This window comes from Citrobacter sp. SX206, from assembly GCF_024181025.1.
In the GTDB taxonomy this organism is placed as follows: Bacteria; Pseudomonadota; Gammaproteobacteria; order Enterobacterales; family Enterobacteriaceae; genus Citrobacter; species Citrobacter youngae.
In genome coordinates this window covers 3,748,518-3,766,225 of sequence record NZ_CP049738.1, presented here as the reverse complement: position 1 = coordinate 3,766,225, position 17,708 = coordinate 3,748,518, and the positions used below count along the sequence as shown (strand labels likewise).

15 protein-coding genes and 1 pseudogene are annotated in these 17,708 nt (G+C 53.2%); 10 read left to right on the top strand and 6 right to left on the bottom strand.

The genetic code is table 11. From position 1 onward, the window contains the following. Window positions 1–217 precede the first annotated feature (217 nt). Genes fhuA through fhuB form a run of 4 tightly spaced genes read left to right on the top strand, consistent with a single transcriptional unit; the run spans window position 218 to window position 6,150 of the window. Window positions 218–2,437, top strand: coding sequence for a ferrichrome porin FhuA (fhuA, locus tag G8S19_RS18300; protein ID WP_061067268.1), 2,220 nt, complete (start codon window positions 218–220; stop codon window positions 2,435–2,437). 46 nt (window positions 2,438–2,483) lie between these two features. Further along, a complete protein-coding gene (fhuC, locus tag G8S19_RS18295) occupies window positions 2,484–3,281 on the top strand; it encodes a Fe3+-hydroxamate ABC transporter ATP-binding protein FhuC (RefSeq protein WP_124021702.1) in 798 nt (265 codons plus the stop codon). After that, entirely contained in the window at window positions 3,281–4,171 is an 891-nt protein-coding gene (fhuD, locus tag G8S19_RS18290) for a Fe(3+)-hydroxamate ABC transporter substrate-binding protein FhuD (protein WP_048212657.1), read from the top strand. The genes fhuC and fhuD overlap by 1 nt, the downstream gene beginning before the upstream one ends. Then, window positions 4,168–6,150, top strand: a complete 1,983-nt coding sequence (gene fhuB, locus G8S19_RS18285) for a Fe(3+)-hydroxamate ABC transporter permease FhuB (protein WP_253685647.1) — start codon at window positions 4,168–4,170, stop codon at window positions 6,148–6,150. Before fhuD ends, fhuB begins: the two co-directional genes overlap by 4 nt. Before the next feature lie 90 nt (window positions 6,151–6,240). Here the strand turns inward: fhuB and hemL are convergent, their stop codons facing one another. After that, the gene (gene hemL / locus G8S19_RS18280; RefSeq protein ID WP_124021705.1) at window positions 6,241–7,521 is read right to left on the bottom strand and encodes a glutamate-1-semialdehyde 2,1-aminomutase; all 1,281 of its coding nucleotides are present in this window, start codon (window positions 7,519–7,521) and stop codon (window positions 6,241–6,243) included. Window positions 7,522–7,689: 168 nt separating this feature from the next. Here hemL and clcA point away from each other — a divergent pair, with 168 nt between their 5' ends. From clcA to erpA, 3 genes and pseudogenes are all read left to right on the top strand, one after another. After that, window positions 7,690–9,111 (top strand): H(+)/Cl(-) exchange transporter ClcA, encoded by a 1,422-nt coding sequence (gene clcA / locus G8S19_RS18275; RefSeq protein WP_048212654.1) that lies wholly within the window; start codon window positions 7,690–7,692, stop codon window positions 9,109–9,111. A gap of 23 nt (window positions 9,112–9,134) precedes the next feature. Continuing rightward, window positions 9,135–9,200, top strand: a pseudogene (gene yadW, locus G8S19_RS18270) (small protein YadW). Continuing rightward, complete coding sequence (erpA, locus tag G8S19_RS18265) at window positions 9,193–9,537, top strand: iron-sulfur cluster insertion protein ErpA (RefSeq protein ID WP_003018581.1); 345 nt, start codon at window positions 9,193–9,195, stop codon at window positions 9,535–9,537. The pseudogene yadW and the gene erpA overlap by 8 nt, the downstream one beginning before the upstream one ends. A gap of 119 nt (window positions 9,538–9,656) precedes the next feature. Here the strand turns inward: erpA and G8S19_RS18260 are convergent, their stop codons facing one another. The 3 genes from G8S19_RS18260 to mtnN are packed head-to-tail and all read right to left on the bottom strand — an operon-like array spanning window position 9,657 to window position 11,809. Further along, window positions 9,657–10,280, bottom strand: coding sequence for a TRIC cation channel family protein (locus G8S19_RS18260; protein ID WP_101741410.1), 624 nt, complete (start codon window positions 10,278–10,280; stop codon window positions 9,657–9,659). A gap of 37 nt (window positions 10,281–10,317) precedes the next feature. Continuing rightward, entirely contained in the window at window positions 10,318–11,118 is an 801-nt protein-coding gene (btuF, locus tag G8S19_RS18255) for a vitamin B12 ABC transporter substrate-binding protein BtuF (protein ID WP_048212652.1), read from the bottom strand. Beyond that, on the bottom strand, window positions 11,111–11,809 hold the full coding sequence (gene mtnN / locus G8S19_RS18250; protein ID WP_048212651.1) for a 5'-methylthioadenosine/S-adenosylhomocysteine nucleosidase: 699 nt from the start codon (window positions 11,807–11,809) through the stop codon (window positions 11,111–11,113). Before mtnN ends, btuF begins: the two co-directional genes overlap by 8 nt. An 83-nt stretch (window positions 11,810–11,892) precedes the next feature. On the opposite strand from mtnN, the gene dgt reads away from it, so the two are divergent. The 3 genes from dgt to cdaR all read left to right on the top strand — a co-directional run bounded on the left by dgt (window position 11,893) and on the right by cdaR (window position 16,281). Beyond that, entirely contained in the window at window positions 11,893–13,410 is a 1,518-nt protein-coding gene (dgt, locus tag G8S19_RS18245) for a dGTPase (RefSeq protein ID WP_048212650.1), read from the top strand. 129 nt (window positions 13,411–13,539) lie between these two features. After that, window positions 13,540–14,973 (top strand): serine endoprotease DegP, encoded by a 1,434-nt coding sequence (degP, locus tag G8S19_RS18240; protein ID WP_005132129.1) that lies wholly within the window; start codon window positions 13,540–13,542, stop codon window positions 14,971–14,973. 150 nt (window positions 14,974–15,123) lie between these two features. Then, window positions 15,124–16,281 carry a DNA-binding transcriptional regulator CdaR gene (gene cdaR / locus G8S19_RS18235; RefSeq protein ID WP_005132128.1) on the top strand — a complete coding sequence of 386 codons (1,158 nt, stop codon included), beginning with the start codon at window positions 15,124–15,126 and terminating at the stop codon, window positions 16,279–16,281. 87 nt (window positions 16,282–16,368) lie between these two features. Here the strand turns inward: cdaR and G8S19_RS18230 are convergent, their stop codons facing one another. Both G8S19_RS18230 and dapD read right to left on the bottom strand, forming a co-directional pair. Next, window positions 16,369–16,755, bottom strand: a complete 387-nt coding sequence (locus G8S19_RS18230) for a DUF3461 family protein (protein WP_003018562.1) — start codon at window positions 16,753–16,755, stop codon at window positions 16,369–16,371. A gap of 109 nt (window positions 16,756–16,864) precedes the next feature. Further along, window positions 16,865–17,689: a 2,3,4,5-tetrahydropyridine-2,6-dicarboxylate N-succinyltransferase gene (gene dapD, locus G8S19_RS18225; protein ID WP_061067276.1), complete on the bottom strand. Its 825-nt coding sequence runs from the start codon at window positions 17,687–17,689 to the stop codon at window positions 16,865–16,867. Window positions 17,690–17,708: the final 19 nt, after the last annotated feature.

The window sequence follows — 17,708 nt, the reverse complement described above, 5'->3', positions numbered from 1 at the left end:
GGAATTTGAGCAGCCGTGTCGCTATCCGGTACGTCTTCCGTTAAAACATTTCAGCTTAATTTATTAACCCTTTCTTTTCATCTGGTTATTTCTTAACCCCTTAGTTTTAGTAGGGGCGCGTAGTGCTTGCGATCGCAACAGCGTTTCGAATATCATGCTCCCGTTATAATAATAATTCTCGTTTACGTTATCATTCACTTTCATCAGAGAAATACCAATGGCGCGTCTTAAAACTGCTCAGCCAAACTCCTCACTGCGCAAAATTGCAGTCGTGGTAGCCACAGCGGTTAGCGGCATGTCTGTGTATGCACAGGCGGCGGTTCAACCGAAAGAAGAAACAATCACCGTAACCGCAGCACCTGCCGCACAAGAAAGCGCATGGGGGCCTTCGCCGACGATTGCCGCGAAGCGTTCCGCCACCGCAACCAAGACTGATACGCCTATCGAAAAGACCCCGCAGTCTGTTTCGGTTGTGACGCGTGAAGAGATGGATACCAAGCAACCGGCTACAGTAAAAGAAGCCATTGCTTATACACCCGGTGTTTTTGCTACCCGTGGTAGCTCTTCCACCTATGATGTAGTGACGATTCGTGGTTTTACCTCTCCAACCACGGTCAACACCAACCAGTATCTTGATGGCATGAAACTTCAGGGGAATAACTACTCTGAAGTATCTATGGACCCGTATTTTCTGGAACGCGTAGAAGTGATGCGCGGGCCGACTTCAGTGCTGTACGGCAACAGCAACCCTGGCGGCATCGTCAGTATGGTGAGCAAACGTCCGACAACAGAACCGCTGAAAGAAGTGCAGTTTAAAATGGGGACGAACAACCTCTGGCAAACTGGTTTCGATTTTAGCGACGCTATTGATGATGACGGCGTGTGGTCATACCGTTTAACAGGGCTGGGTAATAGCCAGAACTCTCAGCAGGAGATGTCAAAATCAACGCGTTACGCAGTTGCACCTGCGTTTAGCTGGCGTCCTGATGATAAAACAGATTTCACCTTCCTGAGTAATTTCCAGAACGATCCGTACGCGGGTTATTATGGCTGGTTGCCGCGTGAAGGTACGCTTGTTCCGTATTACGATGCAAATGGTAATCCGCACAAGCTGCCGACTGATTTCAATGAAGGTGAAGCGGATAACAAGATGGCTCGCCGCCAGCAGATGGTTGGCTACAACTTCTCACATGCCTTTAACGACACCTTCACCGTGCGCCAGAACCTGCGTTATGACAAGGTGAAAACGCTCTACCGTTCTGTATATGGTTTTGGCTATAGTCAGCCTGGTGAGATTATCCGTAAATACGTTCGTTCTGATGAAGATCTCAATGCATTTACCGTTGATACCCAGCTCCAGTCTGCTTTTGCCACTGGTGATGTCGCACATACTCTGCTGACCGGTGTTGATTACTCGCGTATGCGTAACGATGTCAATGCGCTGTATGGCGATGCCGATCCGTTAAATATGCAGAACCCTCAGTACGGTAACCCGAATATTGATGTCAGCGGACCGTATGCTAAGTACGCCGTGTTAAACCGTATGGAACAGACCGGACTTTACGCCCAGGACCAGATGGAATGGGATAAGTGGGTGCTGACACTGGGCGGCCGCTATGATTTCGCAACTACCTCCACGTTGACCCGCTCCAGTAATTCACTGGCCGAAGTGAACGATCAGCAGTTTACCTGGCGTGGTGGTGTTAACTATCTGTTTGACAATGGTATTTCTCCGTACTTCAGCTATAGCGAATCGTTTGAACCGACATCCGGTTCAACGAAAGAAGGCAAACCGTTCGATCCGTCGCGTGGTAAGCAGTACGAAGCCGGTGTGAAGTATGTTCCGAAGGATATGCCCGTTGTACTGACGGCGGCTGTGTACCAACTGACGAAAGATAAAAACCTGACGGCGGACCCGAACGATCCTACGGGTCTGTACAGCGTCCAGACTGGAGAGATTCGTTCACGCGGTATTGAACTGGAAGCAAAGGCAGCCGTAAATGCCAATATTAACGTTACGGCGGCTTACAGCTACACGGATGCGGAATATACCGAAGACACTATCTTTAAAGGTCAACGACCGGCGGAAGTACCACGTAATCAGGCTTCGTTATGGACCGATTACACGTTCTATGAATCAGCACTTAGCGGTTTGACCATTGGGGCTGGTGTGCGTTATACCGGTTCAACGGTGAGTTACTACAAAAACGATACTGCCTCAGGGAATAAAAACGATTCGTTTAATGTGGGCGGTTATACCGTTGCTGATGCCATGGTGAAATACGATCTGGCCCGTTTCGGTATGGCTGGTTCGTCCGTTGCCGTAAACGTCAACAACCTGTTTAATCGTGAATATGTTTCCAGTTGCTATAGCGAATACGCATGTTACTGGGGCGCAGAACGTCAGGTCGTTGCAACCGCAACCTTCCGTTTCTAATTTCTTTTGGGCACGCTTTGCGTGCCCGTTTTACAAGTTGGCTGCTATGCAGGAAAACAGATCCCATCCCGACACGACGTTTGCGTTGAAGAATGTCTCCTTCCGTGTGCCTGGCCGCACGCTTTTGCATCCTCTCTCGTTAACCTTTCCCGTGGGTAAAGTGACCGGTCTTATCGGCCACAACGGCTCCGGTAAATCCACCTTATTGAAAATGCTGGGACGCCATCAGCCGCCGTCAGAAGGTGAAATCCTGCTTGATGAGCAGCCGCTGGAGAGCTGGAGCAGCAAAGCGTTTGCCCGTAAGGTTGCCTATTTACCGCAGCAGTTACCGCAGGCTGAGGGGATGACGGTACGTGAGCTGGTGGCGATTGGGCGTTATCCGTGGCATGGCGCGCTGGGACGTTTTGGCGTGGCTGACAGAGAGAAAGTAGAAGAGGCTATTTCGCTGGTCGGCTTAAAGCCGCTGGCGCATCGCCTGGTAGATAGCCTCTCCGGCGGAGAACGCCAGCGCGCGTGGATTGCCATGCTGGTAGCGCAGGACAGCCGCTGCCTGCTGCTTGATGAACCGACCTCGGCGCTGGATATCGCGCATCAGGTTGACGTGCTGGCGCTGGTGCATCGCTTGAGCCAACAGCGTGGGTTGACTGTGATTGCGGTGCTGCATGATATCAACATGGCGGCCCGCTACTGTGATTACTTAGTTGCGCTGCGCGGTGGTGACATGATTGCACAAGGGACGCCTGCTGAACTGATGCGCAGTGAAACTCTGGAACAGATTTACGGTATCCCGATGGGCATTTTGCCGCATCCGGCCGGTGCCGCACCCGTGAGTTTTGTCTATTAATGATTGGATTACCTCATCTTTCCCGTCGACGGCTGCTAACGGCAATGGCGTTGTCGCCGCTACTGTGGCAAATGAATACAGCCCGTGCGGCGGCGGTTGATCCACAGCGTATAGTGGCGCTGGAATGGCTTCCGGTTGAGCTGCTGTTGGCGCTGGGTGTTGCACCTTACGGCGTCGCGGATGTTCCAAACTACAAACTGTGGGTCAACGAACCCGTGCTGCCGGACTCCGTCATCGATGTCGGATTACGTACTGAACCTAACCTCGAACTGCTGACCGAAATGAAACCCTCATTTATGGTCTGGTCGGCAGGTTACGGTCCTGCACCTGAGAAGCTTGCACGTATTGCGCCGGGTCGTGGCTTTAACTTTAGTGATGGCAAAAAGCCGCTGGCGGTTGCGCGTCAGTCGTTGCAAGAACTGGCGCAGTTGTTGAATTTGCAGACCGCTGCCGAACGTCATCTGGCGCAGTACGAACACGTGATTGCCAGCCTGAAACCGCGCTTTGTTCAGCGAGGCTCACGGCCATTACTGCTGATGACCCTGCTCGATCCTCGCCATATGCTGGTGTTTGGGCCTAACTGCTTGTTTCAGGAGGTGCTGGATGAGTACGGGATCCGCAACGCCTGGCAAGGCGAAACCAACTTTTGGGGCAGCACCGCAGTAGGAATTGATCGGCTTGCCGCCTACAAAGATGTTGATGTGCTGTGCTTCGATCACGGTAACAACAAGGATATGCAGGCACTGATGTCCACACCGTTGTGGCAGGCGATGCCATTTGTACGCGCCGGACGTTTTCAGCGTGTTCCCGCCGTCTGGTTCTATGGTGCAACGCTATCGGCGATGCATTTTGCCCGCATTCTGGATAATGCGCTGGGGGGCAAAGCGTGAGTAAACGAATTGCGCTATTCCCGATCCTTCTGCTGGCGGTTCTGTTTGTGGCTGCCTGCTGGCTGACCTGGGTAAACTTCTCTGTTGCGTTACCGCGCAGTCAGTGGCAACAGGCTATCTGGTCACCGGATATCAATGCTATTGAGCAGATGGTTTTCCACTACAGTCTGCTGCCGAGGCTGGCGATTTCACTACTGGTTGGTGCCGGACTGGGGCTGGTCGGCGTCTTGTTTCAGCAGGTGCTGCGTAACCCGCTGGCAGAGCCAACCACGCTGGGCGTCGCAACCGGTGCGCAGTTGGGCATTACCGTCACCACGCTATGGGCGATTCCCGGTGCGCTGACCACGCAATTTGCGGCGCTGGCCGGGGCATGTGTTGTTGGGGCACTGGTGTTTGGCGTTGCCTGGGGCAAACGTCTTTCTCCGGTGACGCTGATCCTTGCCGGGCTGGTGGTCAGCCTGTACTGCGGGGCAATTAACCAGTTGATGGTTATCTTCCATCACGATCAGCTGCAAAGCATGTTTTTATGGAGCAGCGGTACGCTAACCCAAACCGACTGGAGCGGCGTACAGCGCTTGTGGCCGCAGTTGCTGGGCGGCGTGATGCTGACGCTGCTGTTACTGCGCCCGATGACGCTGATGGGATTGGATGACGGCGTGGCGCGTAACCTCGGTCTGGCGCTGTCGCTGGCGCGCCTGGCGTCATTAACGCTGGCGATTGTGCTGAGTGCTTTGCTGGTTAACGCGGTGGGGATTATCGGTTTTATCGGCCTGTTTGCACCGCTGCTGGCGAAAATGCTCGGCGCGCGGCGTTTGTTGGCGCGTCTGATGCTGGCTCCGCTGATTGGGGCATTGATCCTCTGGCTCTCTGACCAAATTATTCTGTGGCTGACCCGCGTATGGATGGAAGTCTCCACTGGTTCGGTGACGGCGCTGATTGGCGCGCCATTGCTGCTGTGGCTGTTGCCGCGCCTTAGAAGTATGAGCGCGCCGGATATGAATGCCAGCAACCGTATCGCCGCTGAGCGTCAGCATGTACTGATGTTTGCCCTGGCAGGCGGGGCGATATTGCTGCTGACCGTTATTGTGGCGCTCGCGTTTGGTCGCGATGCGCACGGCTGGACATGGGCCAGTGGTGCAATGCTGGATGAGTTGATGCCCTGGCGCTGGCCGCGTATTCTGGCTGCACTGGTGGCTGGCGTAATGCTGGCTGTGGCGGGTTGTATTATTCAGCGTCTGACCGGAAACCCAATGGCCAGCCCGGAAGTATTAGGCATTAGTTCCGGGGCGGCATTTGGCGTGGTGTTAATGCTATTTCTGGTCCCCGAAAATGCCTTTGGCTGGCTGATGCCGGCCGGGAGCCTCGGGGCGGCAGCCACCTTGCTTATTATTATGATTGCCGCCGGGCGCGGGGGCTTTTCACCGCACCGCATGTTGCTGGCAGGGATGGCGCTCAGCACGGCGTTTACAATGCTGCTGATGATGCTGCAGGCCAGCGGCGATCCGCGCATGGCGGGTGTGTTGACCTGGATCTCCGGTTCAACCTATAACGCGACGGGCGAACAGGTGCTGCGCACCGGAATTGTAATGGTTATCCTGCTGGCAATGACGCCGCTGTGCCGTCGTTGGCTGACGATTTTACCGCTTGGCGGCGATACGGCGCGGGCTGTAGGTATGGCTATTACGCCGTCGCGAGTAGGATTACTGCTGTTGGCGGCGGGGCTGACGGCAACAGCCACCATGACCATTGGTCCGTTGAGCTTTGTCGGGCTGATGGCTCCGCATATTGCCCGTATGATGGGCTTTCGCCGGGCGATGCCGCATATGCTGATTTCGGCGCTGGCGGGAGGCGTGTTGCTGGTGTTTGCCGACTGGTGTGGGCGTATGGTGCTGTTTCCGTATCAGATCCCAGCGGGACTGCTGTCGACGTTTATTGGCGCGCCGTACTTTATCTATCTGCTGAGAAAACAGAGTCGTTAATTATGCCGGATGGCGGCATAACTGCCTTATCCGGCCTACGGGGGCAAATGTAGGCCGGATAAGCGTAAGCGCCACCCGGCAATTCATCACTTACAATTTCGCAAACACCCGGCGTGCGGCGTCGATGGTGTTATTGATATCTTCTTCACTGTGCGCCACGGACATAAAGCCCGCTTCGAAGGCGGACGGCGCCAGGTAAACGCCTTCATCCAGCATCATGTGGAAGAAACGCTTGAAGCGTTCAACATCGCAGGCCATCACGTCCTGATAGCAGGTCACGGTTTTGGCATCGGTGAAGAAAATCCCGAACATCCCGCCGACATGGTTAACCACCAGTGGAATATTTGCTTCTTCGGCAGCTTCCAGCAGACCTTCCGCCAGACGCGTCGTCAGTTCGTTCAACGTCTCATGAATCCCCGGCTGGGCGACTTCATTCAGACAGGCGAATCCGGCCGCCATCGCAATTGGATTACCGGACAGCGTACCCGCCTGGTAAACCGGCCCGGTTGGGGCCAGGGCATCCATCACATCACGACGGCCGCCAAATGCGCCAACGGGCATGCCGCCGCCGATGATTTTGCCAAGACAAGTCAGATCCGGCACGACGCCGTAATAATCCTGCGCACCGGCCAGCGCCACGCGGAAACCGGTCATCACTTCATCGATGATCAACAGCGCGCCAAACTCATCGCACAGCGCACGCAGGCCTGGCAGGAATTCCGGCAGCGGCGGGATGCAGTTCATGTTGCCCGCGACCGGCTCAACGATGATGCAGGCGATCTCCTGCGGATACTGTTCGAATGCCGCACGTACTGAGGCAAGATCGTTATAGGTGCAGGTCAGGGTGTGTTTCGCGAAATCAGCCGGAACGCCCGGGGAGTTCGGCTGACCCAGCGTTAACGCGCCGGAACCGGCTTTGACCAGCAGACAGTCGGCATGACCGTGGTAGCAGCCTTCAAATTTGATGATCTTATCGCGACCGGTGAAACCGCGCGCCAGACGGATCGCGCTCATTGTGGCTTCGGTACCGGAGTTCACCATACGTACCATATCCATGGTTGGCACTAACTCAGTGACCAGCGCCGCCATTTTTACTTCCATTTCGGTCGGCGCGCCGAAGCTTAAACCGCGCTCTGCCGCTTCAATCACGGCATTGCGAATTGCCGGGTGGTTGTGACCCAGCACCATCGGCCCCCAGGAGCCGACATAATCGATATAGGCTTTACCATCGACATCATACAGATATGCGCCGTCAGCTTTTTCAATAAACAGCGGAGTACCACCCACGCCAGTAAAGGCGCGAACGGGGGAGTTAACGCCGCCGGGGATAAGTTCGCGTGCTGCGCTGTAGAGGTTTTCAGACTTACTCATGGATGGGGTCCTGGTTCGTAGAAAAAGTAAATGCCCGCTATTCTAGTTATTCAGAGAAGGTTATGAAAGTTTTGCGTATTTGAAACAATACGATTTACAGGGGATTTTCACGAAACGTGCGAGTAGAATGCCGTTTCCGTATTTGTATTACCAATTAATGATTATCTGATGAAAACAGACACCCCTTCTTTTGAAGCACAACAAATTGTGCGTTTACGGCGCAGGGATCAGATCCGTCGACTCCTTGATCGTGACAAAACGCCGTTGGCGATCCTCTTTATGGCTGCCGTGGTGGGGACAGTGACGGGGTTGGTGGGTGTGGCGTTTGAGAAAGCCGTAACCTGGGTGCAGAATCTGCGTATTGGCACGCTGGCACAGGTTGCTGACCACGCCGTCCTGGTATGGCCTTTGGCGTTTATTCTTTCTGCATTGCTGGCGATGGTGGGTTATTTTCTGGTGCGTAAATTTGCCCCGGAAGCCGGTGGTTCGGGGATACCTGAGATTGAAGGCGCATTGGAAGAGCTCCGCCCGGTGCGCTGGTGGCGTGTGCTGCCGGTAAAATTTATCGGCGGTATGGGTACGCTGGGTGCCGGAATGGTGCTTGGGCGAGAAGGACCGACCGTGCAGATTGGTGGCAATATCGGGCGCATGGTGCTGGATATTTTCCGCATGCGTAGCGCCGAAGCGCGGCACACCTTACTGGCAACCGGTGCGGCTGCGGGGCTGTCAGCCGCGTTTAATGCGCCTTTGGCCGGCATTTTGTTCATTATTGAAGAGATGCGACCACAGTTTCGTTATAACCTCGTGTCGATCAAAGCCGTATTTACCGGCGTGATTATGTCGAGCATTGTATTTCGTATTTTCAACGGCGAGGCCCCGATTATTGAGGTCGGGAAACTCTCCAATGCGCCGGTTAATACGCTGTGGTTGTACCTCATCCTCGGGATTATTTTTGGTTGCGTCGGGCCGTTGTTCAATACCATGGTGTTGCGTACCCAGGATATGTTTCAACGCTTTCACGGTGGTGAAATTAAAAAATGGGTGCTGATGGGCGGTGCGATCGGCGGCCTGTGCGGGATCCTCGGTTTGATTCAACCTGAAGCGGCAGGCGGTGGATTTAACCTGATCCCGATTGCCGCTGCGGGCAATTTCAGCGTGGGCCTGCTGCTGTTTATCTTTATCGCCAGGGTTATCACCACGCTGCTGTGCTTCTCATCCGGCGCGCCTGGTGGGATATTTGCCCCGATGCTGGCGTTAGGCACATTGCTGGGAACTGCATTTGGCATGGCTGCAGCAGCCTCTTTTCCGCAGTATCATCTGGAGGCGGGGACGTTTGCTATTGCCGGGATGGGGGCATTGCTGGCCGCTTCAGTGCGTGCGCCGTTAACGGGCATTGTGCTGGTGCTGGAAATGACGGATAACTATCAGCTCATTTTGCCAATGATTATTACCTGTCTTGGCGCAACACTATTAGCCCAGTTTATGGGTGGAAAACCGCTATACTCGACTATCCTTGCCCGCACGCTGGCTAAACAGGAAGCGGAGCAGGCGGCAAAAAGCCAGAGTACCGCCACGGGCGAGAATACTTGAACGAAATACCAGGGTATTAGATAATGGCCTTAACCATTGGGTTATAATTTGCCCAATTGCCAATGTCGTTTGGAGCAAAATATGAGTGATGACGTAGCGCTGCCACTGCAATTTACTGAAGCAGCAGCCAATAAAGTAAAAAGCCTGATCGCAGATGAAGATAACCCAAATCTGAAATTACGCGTGTATATCACCGGCGGTGGTTGCAGCGGTTTCCAGTACGGTTTTACCTTTGATGATCAGGTAAACGATGGTGATATGACCATTGAGAAACAAGGTGTTGGTCTGGTGGTTGACCCGATGAGCCTGCAGTATCTGGTAGGCGGTGCGGTTGATTATACCGAAGGTCTGGAAGGTTCTCGCTTCGTTGTGACTAACCCGAACGCCAAAAGCACCTGCGGGTGTGGTTCCTCTTTCAGCATCTGATTGCTGTCTGCAATACCGGTGGTCTGATGGTGTAGGCCCGGTAAGCGTAGCGCCACCGGGCAATGTGCCGGATGGCGGCGTAAACGCCTTATCCGGCCTACATGTTTTGCATCGTCACATCAACGCCCGTTATCATCCAGCGCAAACGTCGGCAATTTCAAATGCCAACGAATGGCGGCAAGCCGAATCAACAGGGTGACAATCATCCCCATCATACTGGCGTTTTCCAGCGATACATTAAAGGTATAAAACGCTGTCGCATGCACGATCCCGCCGATAATACACGCCGTGGCGTAGATTTCGGTGCGCAAAATCATCGGCACTTCACGCGCTAACACGTCGCGAATAATTCCGCCGCCGACGCCGGTAATCACTCCCATACAAATCGCCACCAACGGTCCGGTTCCGGCGAGAAACGCTTTATTCACGCCAATACCCACGAACACCGCCAGGCCAACGGCATCCAGCACCGGAAGGATCCATTTCGGCAAGCGTCTTGGCTGACGCACCAGCACGATCGTCAACATACTGGTGATCATCGCCACCACCAGGTCGGTGGGATCTTTAACCCAGAATACGGGGCCATGATCCAGCGCCATATCACGGATCGTACCGCCACCGACGGCGGTTACCACGCCCAGGACCAGAACGCCGAAGGGGTCCATACGCAGTTTTCCGGCAAGCAATACGCCAGAGATAGCAAATACCGCGGTACCGACAATATCCAGCCAATAGACGAGCATCTTTACATCCTCACAATAAACCTGGTGGGGGCAGGCGCTAATTTACTTGTGAAAGCGCATTACAGAGTTGTTTTGCGGCGAGGATAATACGCGGGCTCGCGCGTTCAAACCAGTCACTATCAAGAGTAATAACCGGGATTTTTAGCTGATTTCCCCAGTATTGCTCAATTTTAAGAATTTCGCCTGAACCGCCGGTAGCAACAATTGCCTGAGGGGCTCTTGCCAGTACCTGTTCGCGGCTGACCTGCGGCCATGGAACCCGGCTGCCGGAAAAGATGTTTTCTCCACCACATACCTCAAGAACCTGGTTTTGAATGGAACCTTTTCCACTGGTAAACAGAGGATTTGCGCCAAACTGGAGAAACACACGTTTTTTAGGTTTGTTGGCATACTGAGACTTTAGTAAAGCATACTCATCAAGCAGGGTTTGCGCTGCTTGCTTTGCCTGTTCAGGCTTGGGACTCCATGGCGCAAGTTGACGCAATGCATCTGCGACCTGCTCGATGGTGACGGCATCGACCCAGATGACCTTAATTCCCAGGGCGGTCAGTTGATTAACCTGTCGCTCAGCATTCCCTCCACGCCAGGCAATAACCAAATCGGGTTTGAGCGCCACAATACGTTCCAGATTCATGCCTTGCCAGGTTGAGACCTCTTCAATATTTTTGGCCTCGGGCGGGTAGTTTGAATAGCTGCTGACGCCAACGGGGGTAATACCGGCGGCGAAGGCCAGTTCAGTGTTGGCTGGGGAAAGCGAAATAACGCGCGGCGCGGCGTAAAGCCACGCCGGAAGAATGAAAAGCAGGGCGACCAGCGCCCTGGAGATGTATTTAGCCATGTGCCAGTTTCTGCACCAGCGTTTCAACCATCAGGCTTGACTGTTTCGCGGCAACGACCAGGAACTCGTCAAAGCTGAGATGGGACTGCTGATCGGCGACGTCAGAGATAGCGCGAACGACAACAAACGGCACGTTAAAGTTGTGGCACACGTGCGCAATTGCGGTTGCTTCCATCTCAACGGCAATCGCCTGTGGGAAGTTATGCTTAATTTTTGCCAGACCAACGGAACCGTTAATGAAGGCATCGCCGCTGACGATCAGTCCACGGACGGCGTTCAGATTGAGTTCGGCAATGCAGGATTCCGCCGCAGCAATCAGTGTCGGGTTGGCTTTAAAACCGGCCGGGCAGCCCGGTAGCTGGCCAAATTCATAGCCGAATGCGGTGACGTCAGCATCGTGATAGCGCGCTTCGTCAGAAACCACGATATCACCCACTTTCAGCGTAGAGGCCAGGCCGCCCGCGGAACCGGTATTAATGATGGCGTCCGGCTTGCAGCGTTCAAGCAGCAGCGTAGCGCCCAGCGCCGCAGCTACTTTACCGATGCCTGATTTCAGTAGCGCAACCTCAGTACCGTTCAGTTGGCCGGTGTAAATTTCACAACCGCCAAGAGCGATTGTCTGACGGTTTTCGATTTTGTCACGCAGCAGCGTAACTTCTTCTTCCATTGCACCAATGATGCCGATTTTCATAGATTTACTCGCGATAAGCCAGATTTGAGGGCATAGTCTATCATGCGCTTAAGGGGTAGCGCATTTCTCAGGCGGGAGAGGACATGGCACAGATCGATTTCCGAAAAAAAATAAACTGGCATCGTCGTTACCGTTCACCGCAGGGCGTGAAATCTGAGCATGAGATCCTGCGCATTTTCGAAAGCGACCGTGGACGCATTATCAATTCTCCGGCTATTCGCCGACTGCAGCAAAAAACCCAGGTCTTTCCGTTGGAGCGTAACGCGGCGGTGCGTACGCGCCTGACGCACTCGATGGAAGTTCAGCAGGTAGGGCGTTATATCGCCAAAGAGATCCTCAGCCGACTGAAAGAGCAAAAGCTGTTGGAGCAGTACGGCCTGGATGAGTTGACCGGTCCCTTTGAAAGCATCGTCGAAATGTCCTGCCTGATGCATGACATCGGCAATCCGCCGTTTGGTCATTTTGGCGAGGCAGCGATTAATGACTGGTTTCGCCAGCGACTCTATCCGGCTGACGCTGAAAGTCAGCCGTTAAGCGACGATCGCTGCCTGGTGTCTGCGTTACGTTTGCGTGAAGGTGAAGAGTCGCTCAATGATATTCGCCGCAAGGTACGTCAGGACCTGTGCCATTTTGAAGGCAATGCGCAGGGCATTCGGCTGGTGCATACTCTGATGCGCATGAACCTGACCTGGTCGCAGGTGGGGGGAATTTTAAAATATACGCGCCCGGCATGGTGGCGTGGAGGTACGCCAGCGACGCATAACTATTTAATGAAGAAACCGGGCTATTACCTTTCCGAGGAACCGTATATTGAGCGGTTACGTAAAGAATTATCCTTAGCACCTTACAGTCGCTTTCCATTAACCTGGATTATGGAAGCAGCGGACGATATCTCTTATTGTGTGGCTGATCTGGAGGATGCTGTTGAGAAAAGAATCTTCAGCGTCGAGCAGCTTTACCACCATCTGTATGAGGCGTGGGGGCATCATGAAAAAGGTTCCCTGTTTAGTCAGGTTGTTGAGAACGCCTGGGAAAAATCTCGTTCAAATACATTAAGCCGCAGTACTGAAGATCAGTTCTTTATGTATTTACGCGTTAATACGCTGAATAAGCTGGTACCGTACGCCGCTCAGCGTTTTATTGATAATTTGCCGCAAATTTTTGAGGGGAGTTTTAATCACGCTTTATTAGAAGATGCCAGTAGCTTCAGTCAGTTGCTAGGGGTATATAAAAATGTAGCGGTAAAACATGTGTTTAGTCATCCAGATGTGGAACAGCTGGAATTGCAAGGCTATCGGGTTATCAGTGGGCTTCTGGAAATCTACCAGCCACTGCTAAAAATGTCATTATCCGACTTTAGCGGACTGGTTGAACACGAAAGATTAAAACAGTTCCCTATCGAATCACGATTATTTCAAAAGTTGTCTACCCGCCATCGTCTTGCTTATGTTGAGGCGGTCAGTAAAATATTGCCGGGTAGTGCCGAGTTCCCGGTCATGGAATATTATTACCGCTGCCGTTTAATTCAGGATTATATCAGCGGGATGACTGACTTGTATGCCTGGGATGAATATAGACGGCTGATGGCGGTAGAACAATAAATACTCATTTGTAAAGACGGACAATAAAATTTTACTTTTTCCTTAAACTTCATTCTGGAACTTAGCGCTATAAAACGACTCTGAGGTATACAGCAATTTTGCGTGACCTGTTAATCGAGAACGAAACACATGAAAAAAACCACATTAGCAATGAGTGCACTGGCTCTGAGTTTAGGTTTGGCGTTGTCCCCCCTGTCTGCAACGGCGGCTGAGACAGCGTCTTCAGCGACAACAGCCCAACAGATGCCAAGCCTGGCCCCGATGCTCGAAAAAGTGATGCCATCGGTGGTGAGTATTAATGTCGAGGGGAGCACGACGGTCAATACGCCGCGTATGCCGCGTAATTTCCAGCAGTTCTTTGGTGATAACTCTCCGTTCTGCCAGGACGGTTCTCCGTTCCAGAGCTCACCGTTCTGCCAGGGCGGTGCTCCGGGCGCTGACAACGGCGGCGGCCAGCAGCAGAAATTTATGGCGCTGGGGTCTGGCGTCATCATTGATGCCGCGAAAGGGTATGTTGTGACCAACAACCACGTGGTCGATAATGCCACGGTGATCAAGGTTCAACTGAGCGATGGGCGTAAGTTTGACGCAAAAATCGTCGGAAAAGATCCGCGCTCTGATATCGCGCTGATCCAAATTCAGGATCCGAAAAACCTGACGGCAATTAAGCTGGCAGATTCTGATGCGCTGCGCGTGGGTGATTACACTGTAGCGATTGGTAACCCGTTTGGCCTCGGTGAAACGGTGACATCAGGTATCGTTTCTGCACTGGGGCGTAGTGGCCTGAATGCCGAAAACTACGAGAACTTTATCCAGACGGATGCGGCGATCAACCGCGGTAACTCTGGCGGTGCGCTGGTTAACCTGAATGGTGAGTTGATCGGGATTAACACCGCGATCCTCGCGCCGGACGGTGGCAACATCGGGATTGGTTTTGCTATCCCAAGCAACATGGTGAAAAACCTGACTTCGCAGATGGTTGAGTTCGGCCAGGTTAAACGCGGTGAGCTGGGTATTATGGGGACTGAGCTGAGCTCTGAGCTGGCGAAAGCGATGAAAGTGGATGCCCAGCGTGGGGCATTCGTCAGCCAGGTTATGCCGAACTCTTCTGCAGCGAAAGCCGGTATCAAAGCCGGGGACGTGATTACCTCCCTGAACGGTAAACCAATCAGCAGCTTCGCTGCCCTGCGTGCGCAGGTCGGCACCATGCCAGTGGGTAGCAAAATTAACCTTGGCCTGCTGCGCGACGGTAAGCCGGTAACGGTGAACCTGGAACTGCAGCAGAGCAGCCAGACTCAGGTTGATTCCAGCTCTATCTTCAAAGGCATTGAAGGTGCGGATATGAGCAACAAAGGCCAGGACAAAGGTGTCGTGGTAAGCGATGTGAAACCGAATTCGCCGGCGGCACAGATTGGCCTGAAGAAAGGGGATGTCATCATTGGTGCTAACCAGCAACCGGTGAAAAACATCGCGGAACTGCGCAAAATTCTCGACAGTAAACCGGCTGTTCTGGCGCTGAACATTCAGCGTGGTGACAGCTCTATCTATCTGTTGATGCAATAATCCCTCTGAACCCCTTCCCATATCAGGGAAGGGGTTTCTTTTTGTGATACCTACCACAACTCCATACTTCTCTCTTCTGCTTTGTGCATTTGCACAATGTCGCAGCCTGTTTTCTTCCCTATGCTTGAGCACTGCTCACAGGAGGGCTTTATGGCTGGCTGGCATCTCGATACCAAAATGGCGCAGGATATTGTGGCGCGAACCATGCGCATCATTGATACCAATATCAACGTAATGGATGCCCGTGGGCGGATAATCGGCAGTGGCGATCGCGAACGTATTGGTGAATTGCACGAAGGGGCACTGCTGGTGCTCTCACAGGGCCGGGTAGTCGATATTGATGATGCGGTAGCGCGACATTTGCACGGCGTGCGTCAGGGGATAAACCTGCCGCTGCGGCTCGAAGGCGAAATCGTTGGCGTTATTGGCTTAACCGGTGAGCCGGAGCATTTGCGTAAGTACGGTGAACTGGTGTGTATGACCGCCGAAATGATGCTGGAGCAGTCGCGTTTGATGCATCTGCTCGCTCAGGACAGTCGTCTGCGCGAAGAACTGGTGATGAACCTGATTCAGGCTGAAGAAAACACCCCGGCGCTGGTGGAATGGGCGCAGAGGCTGGGTATAGATCTTAACCAGCCGCGCGTGGTAGCGGTGGTGGAGGTCGACAGCGGTCAGCTTGGTGTAGACAGTGCCATGGCTGAGCTACAGCAATTGCAGAACGCGTTGACTACGCCTGAACGTAATAATCTGATTGCGATTGTTTCCCTGACCGAGATGGTAGTTCTGAAACCCGCACTGAATCAGTTTGGCCGCTGGGATGCAGAAGATCATCGCAAGCGTGTTGAACAGTTGATCGCCCGTATGAAAGAGAACGGACAACTACGCTTTCGCGTATCGCTGGGCAACTATTTTACCGGGCCGGGCAGCATTGCCCGTTCGTATCGCACCGCACGTACAACCATGATGGTCGGCAAGCAGCGCATGCCGGAAAGCCGCAGCTATTTTTACCAGGATTTAATGTTGCCAGTGCTGCTGGACAGCCTGCGCGGCGGCTGGCAGGCTAATGAGCTGGCCCGTCCGCTGGTTCGGCTGAAAGCGATGGATAACAACGGCTTGCTGCGTCGGACTTTAGCGGCGTGGTTTCGGCATAACGTTCAGCCGCTGGCGACCTCAAAAGCGTTATTTATCCACCGTAATACGCTGGAATATCGCCTGAACCGAATTTCAGAGCTGACCGGGCTGGATTTAGGGAATTTTGACGACCGATTGCTGCTGTATGTCGCGCTACAGCTGGATGAGCAGCATTAATTCCTTGCCTGTTGGCGCTACGCTTATCAGGTAAAATGCCGGGGGGCGGCTTCGCCTTACCCGGCCTACGAATACATTCACTCGCGGTTATTTACGCGTTAGTTTTTCCAGATCGGCTTCAATTTCGCTGATCTTGTTGGTCACGACGCTTTCCAGATGACGTAAGTCATCGAGGATCTTGCGTTTAAGATCGACTTCGCTGCGATCGCGCTGGCAGATCTGATCCAGTTCGTCGATCACATAGCGCAGGTTGGGACTGATCTCCTGCACTTCTTTGTAACCCTGGCCGACGCCATCGGCGACAACCGTTTTACGCTGACGGGGATATTTGAACTTCACGCTCTTGGCAAAAAACTCGCCTTTATCCTTCTGGAAATAGATTTTCAGGATATCGTTGTTGGCTTCTTGCCGCAGGCTGTAACGATCGATTTCTTCAGGATTAGTAATGCCCAGACTTTTCAGATTGTCATACATAGCGGTACCCTTAAGCTCACCATAACCATTGAATAATTAACGAAAAGCCTTGTTTATGCCACTCGCAGATGTAAAAAAAGCGGGCTAAGCCCGCTTTTTCAAATCACTGTTAGTCGATGGTGCGTAACAGTTCGTTGATTCCTACTTTGCCACGCGTTTTGGCATCGACTTTCTTCACAATCACCGCGCAGTACAGGCTGTATTTGCCATCTTTCGACGGCAGGTTGCCGGAGACAACCACGGAGCCCGCCGGAACGCGGCCATAATGCACTTCGCCGGTTTCGCGATCGTAAATACGGGTGCTCTGACCGATGTACACGCCCATAGAGATAACAGAGCCTTCTTCGACGATCACGCCTTCAACCACTTCAGAGCGCGCGCCGATGAAGCAGTTGTCTTCGATGATGGTCGGGTTAGCCTGTAACGGCTCCAGTACACCGCCGATGCCAACGCCGCCGGACAGGTGAACGTTTTTACCAATTTGCGCGCAGGAGCCGACGGTCGCCCAGGTATCAACCATCGTACCTTCATCAACATAAGCGCCGATGTTCACGTAAGACGGCATCAGCACGGTGTTACGGGCGATAAACGCGCCCTGACGTACAGCCGCTGGCGGAACCACGCGGAAACCTTCTTTCTGGAAGCGTGCTTCGTCGTAGTCGGCGAATTTCATCGGCACTTTATCGAAGTAACGGCTTTCCGCACCCTCGATAACCTGATTATCGTTAATACGGAAAGAGAGCAGGACCGCCTTTTTCAGCCACTGATGCGTGACCCACTGACCCTCAATCTTTTCTGCGACGCGCAGTGCACCGGAATCCAGTAAAGCAATAACCTGATTCACCGCTTCGCGGGTTACGGTATCTACATTTGCCGGAGTGATGTCGGCACGACGCTCAAAAGCGGACTCAATAACGTTCTGTAACTGCTGCATTGTTAAACTCTTTCCATAA

What these genes read in the sequence shown, in the direction of transcription:
- btuF (WP_048212652.1), bottom strand. Translation starts at nt 11,118, where the DNA reads ATGGCTAAATACATCTCCAGGGCGCTGGTCGCCCTGCTTTTCATTCTT.
- fhuC (WP_124021702.1), top strand. Translation starts at nt 2,484, where the DNA reads ATGCAGGAAAACAGATCCCATCCCGACACGACGTTTGCGTTGAAGAAT.
- degP (WP_005132129.1), top strand. Translation starts at nt 13,540, where the DNA reads ATGAAAAAAACCACATTAGCAATGAGTGCACTGGCTCTGAGTTTAGGT.
- G8S19_RS18260 (WP_101741410.1), bottom strand. Translation starts at nt 10,280, where the DNA reads ATGCTCGTCTATTGGCTGGATATTGTCGGTACCGCGGTATTTGCTATC.
- fhuA (WP_061067268.1), top strand. Translation starts at nt 218, where the DNA reads ATGGCGCGTCTTAAAACTGCTCAGCCAAACTCCTCACTGCGCAAAATT.
- clcA (WP_048212654.1), top strand. Translation starts at nt 7,690, where the DNA reads ATGAAAACAGACACCCCTTCTTTTGAAGCACAACAAATTGTGCGTTTA.
- mtnN (WP_048212651.1), bottom strand. Translation starts at nt 11,809, where the DNA reads ATGAAAATCGGCATCATTGGTGCAATGGAAGAAGAAGTTACGCTGCTG.
- dapD (WP_061067276.1), bottom strand. Translation starts at nt 17,689, where the DNA reads ATGCAGCAGTTACAGAACGTTATTGAGTCCGCTTTTGAGCGTCGTGCC.
- G8S19_RS18230 (WP_003018562.1), bottom strand. Translation starts at nt 16,755, where the DNA reads ATGTATGACAATCTGAAAAGTCTGGGCATTACTAATCCTGAAGAAATC.
- cdaR (WP_005132128.1), top strand. Translation starts at nt 15,124, where the DNA reads ATGGCTGGCTGGCATCTCGATACCAAAATGGCGCAGGATATTGTGGCG.
- hemL (WP_124021705.1), bottom strand. Translation starts at nt 7,521, where the DNA reads ATGAGTAAGTCTGAAAACCTCTACAGCGCAGCACGCGAACTTATCCCC.
- fhuD (WP_048212657.1), top strand. Translation starts at nt 3,281, where the DNA reads ATGATTGGATTACCTCATCTTTCCCGTCGACGGCTGCTAACGGCAATG.
- dgt (WP_048212650.1), top strand. Translation starts at nt 11,893, where the DNA reads ATGGCACAGATCGATTTCCGAAAAAAAATAAACTGGCATCGTCGTTAC.
- erpA (WP_003018581.1), top strand. Translation starts at nt 9,193, where the DNA reads ATGAGTGATGACGTAGCGCTGCCACTGCAATTTACTGAAGCAGCAGCC.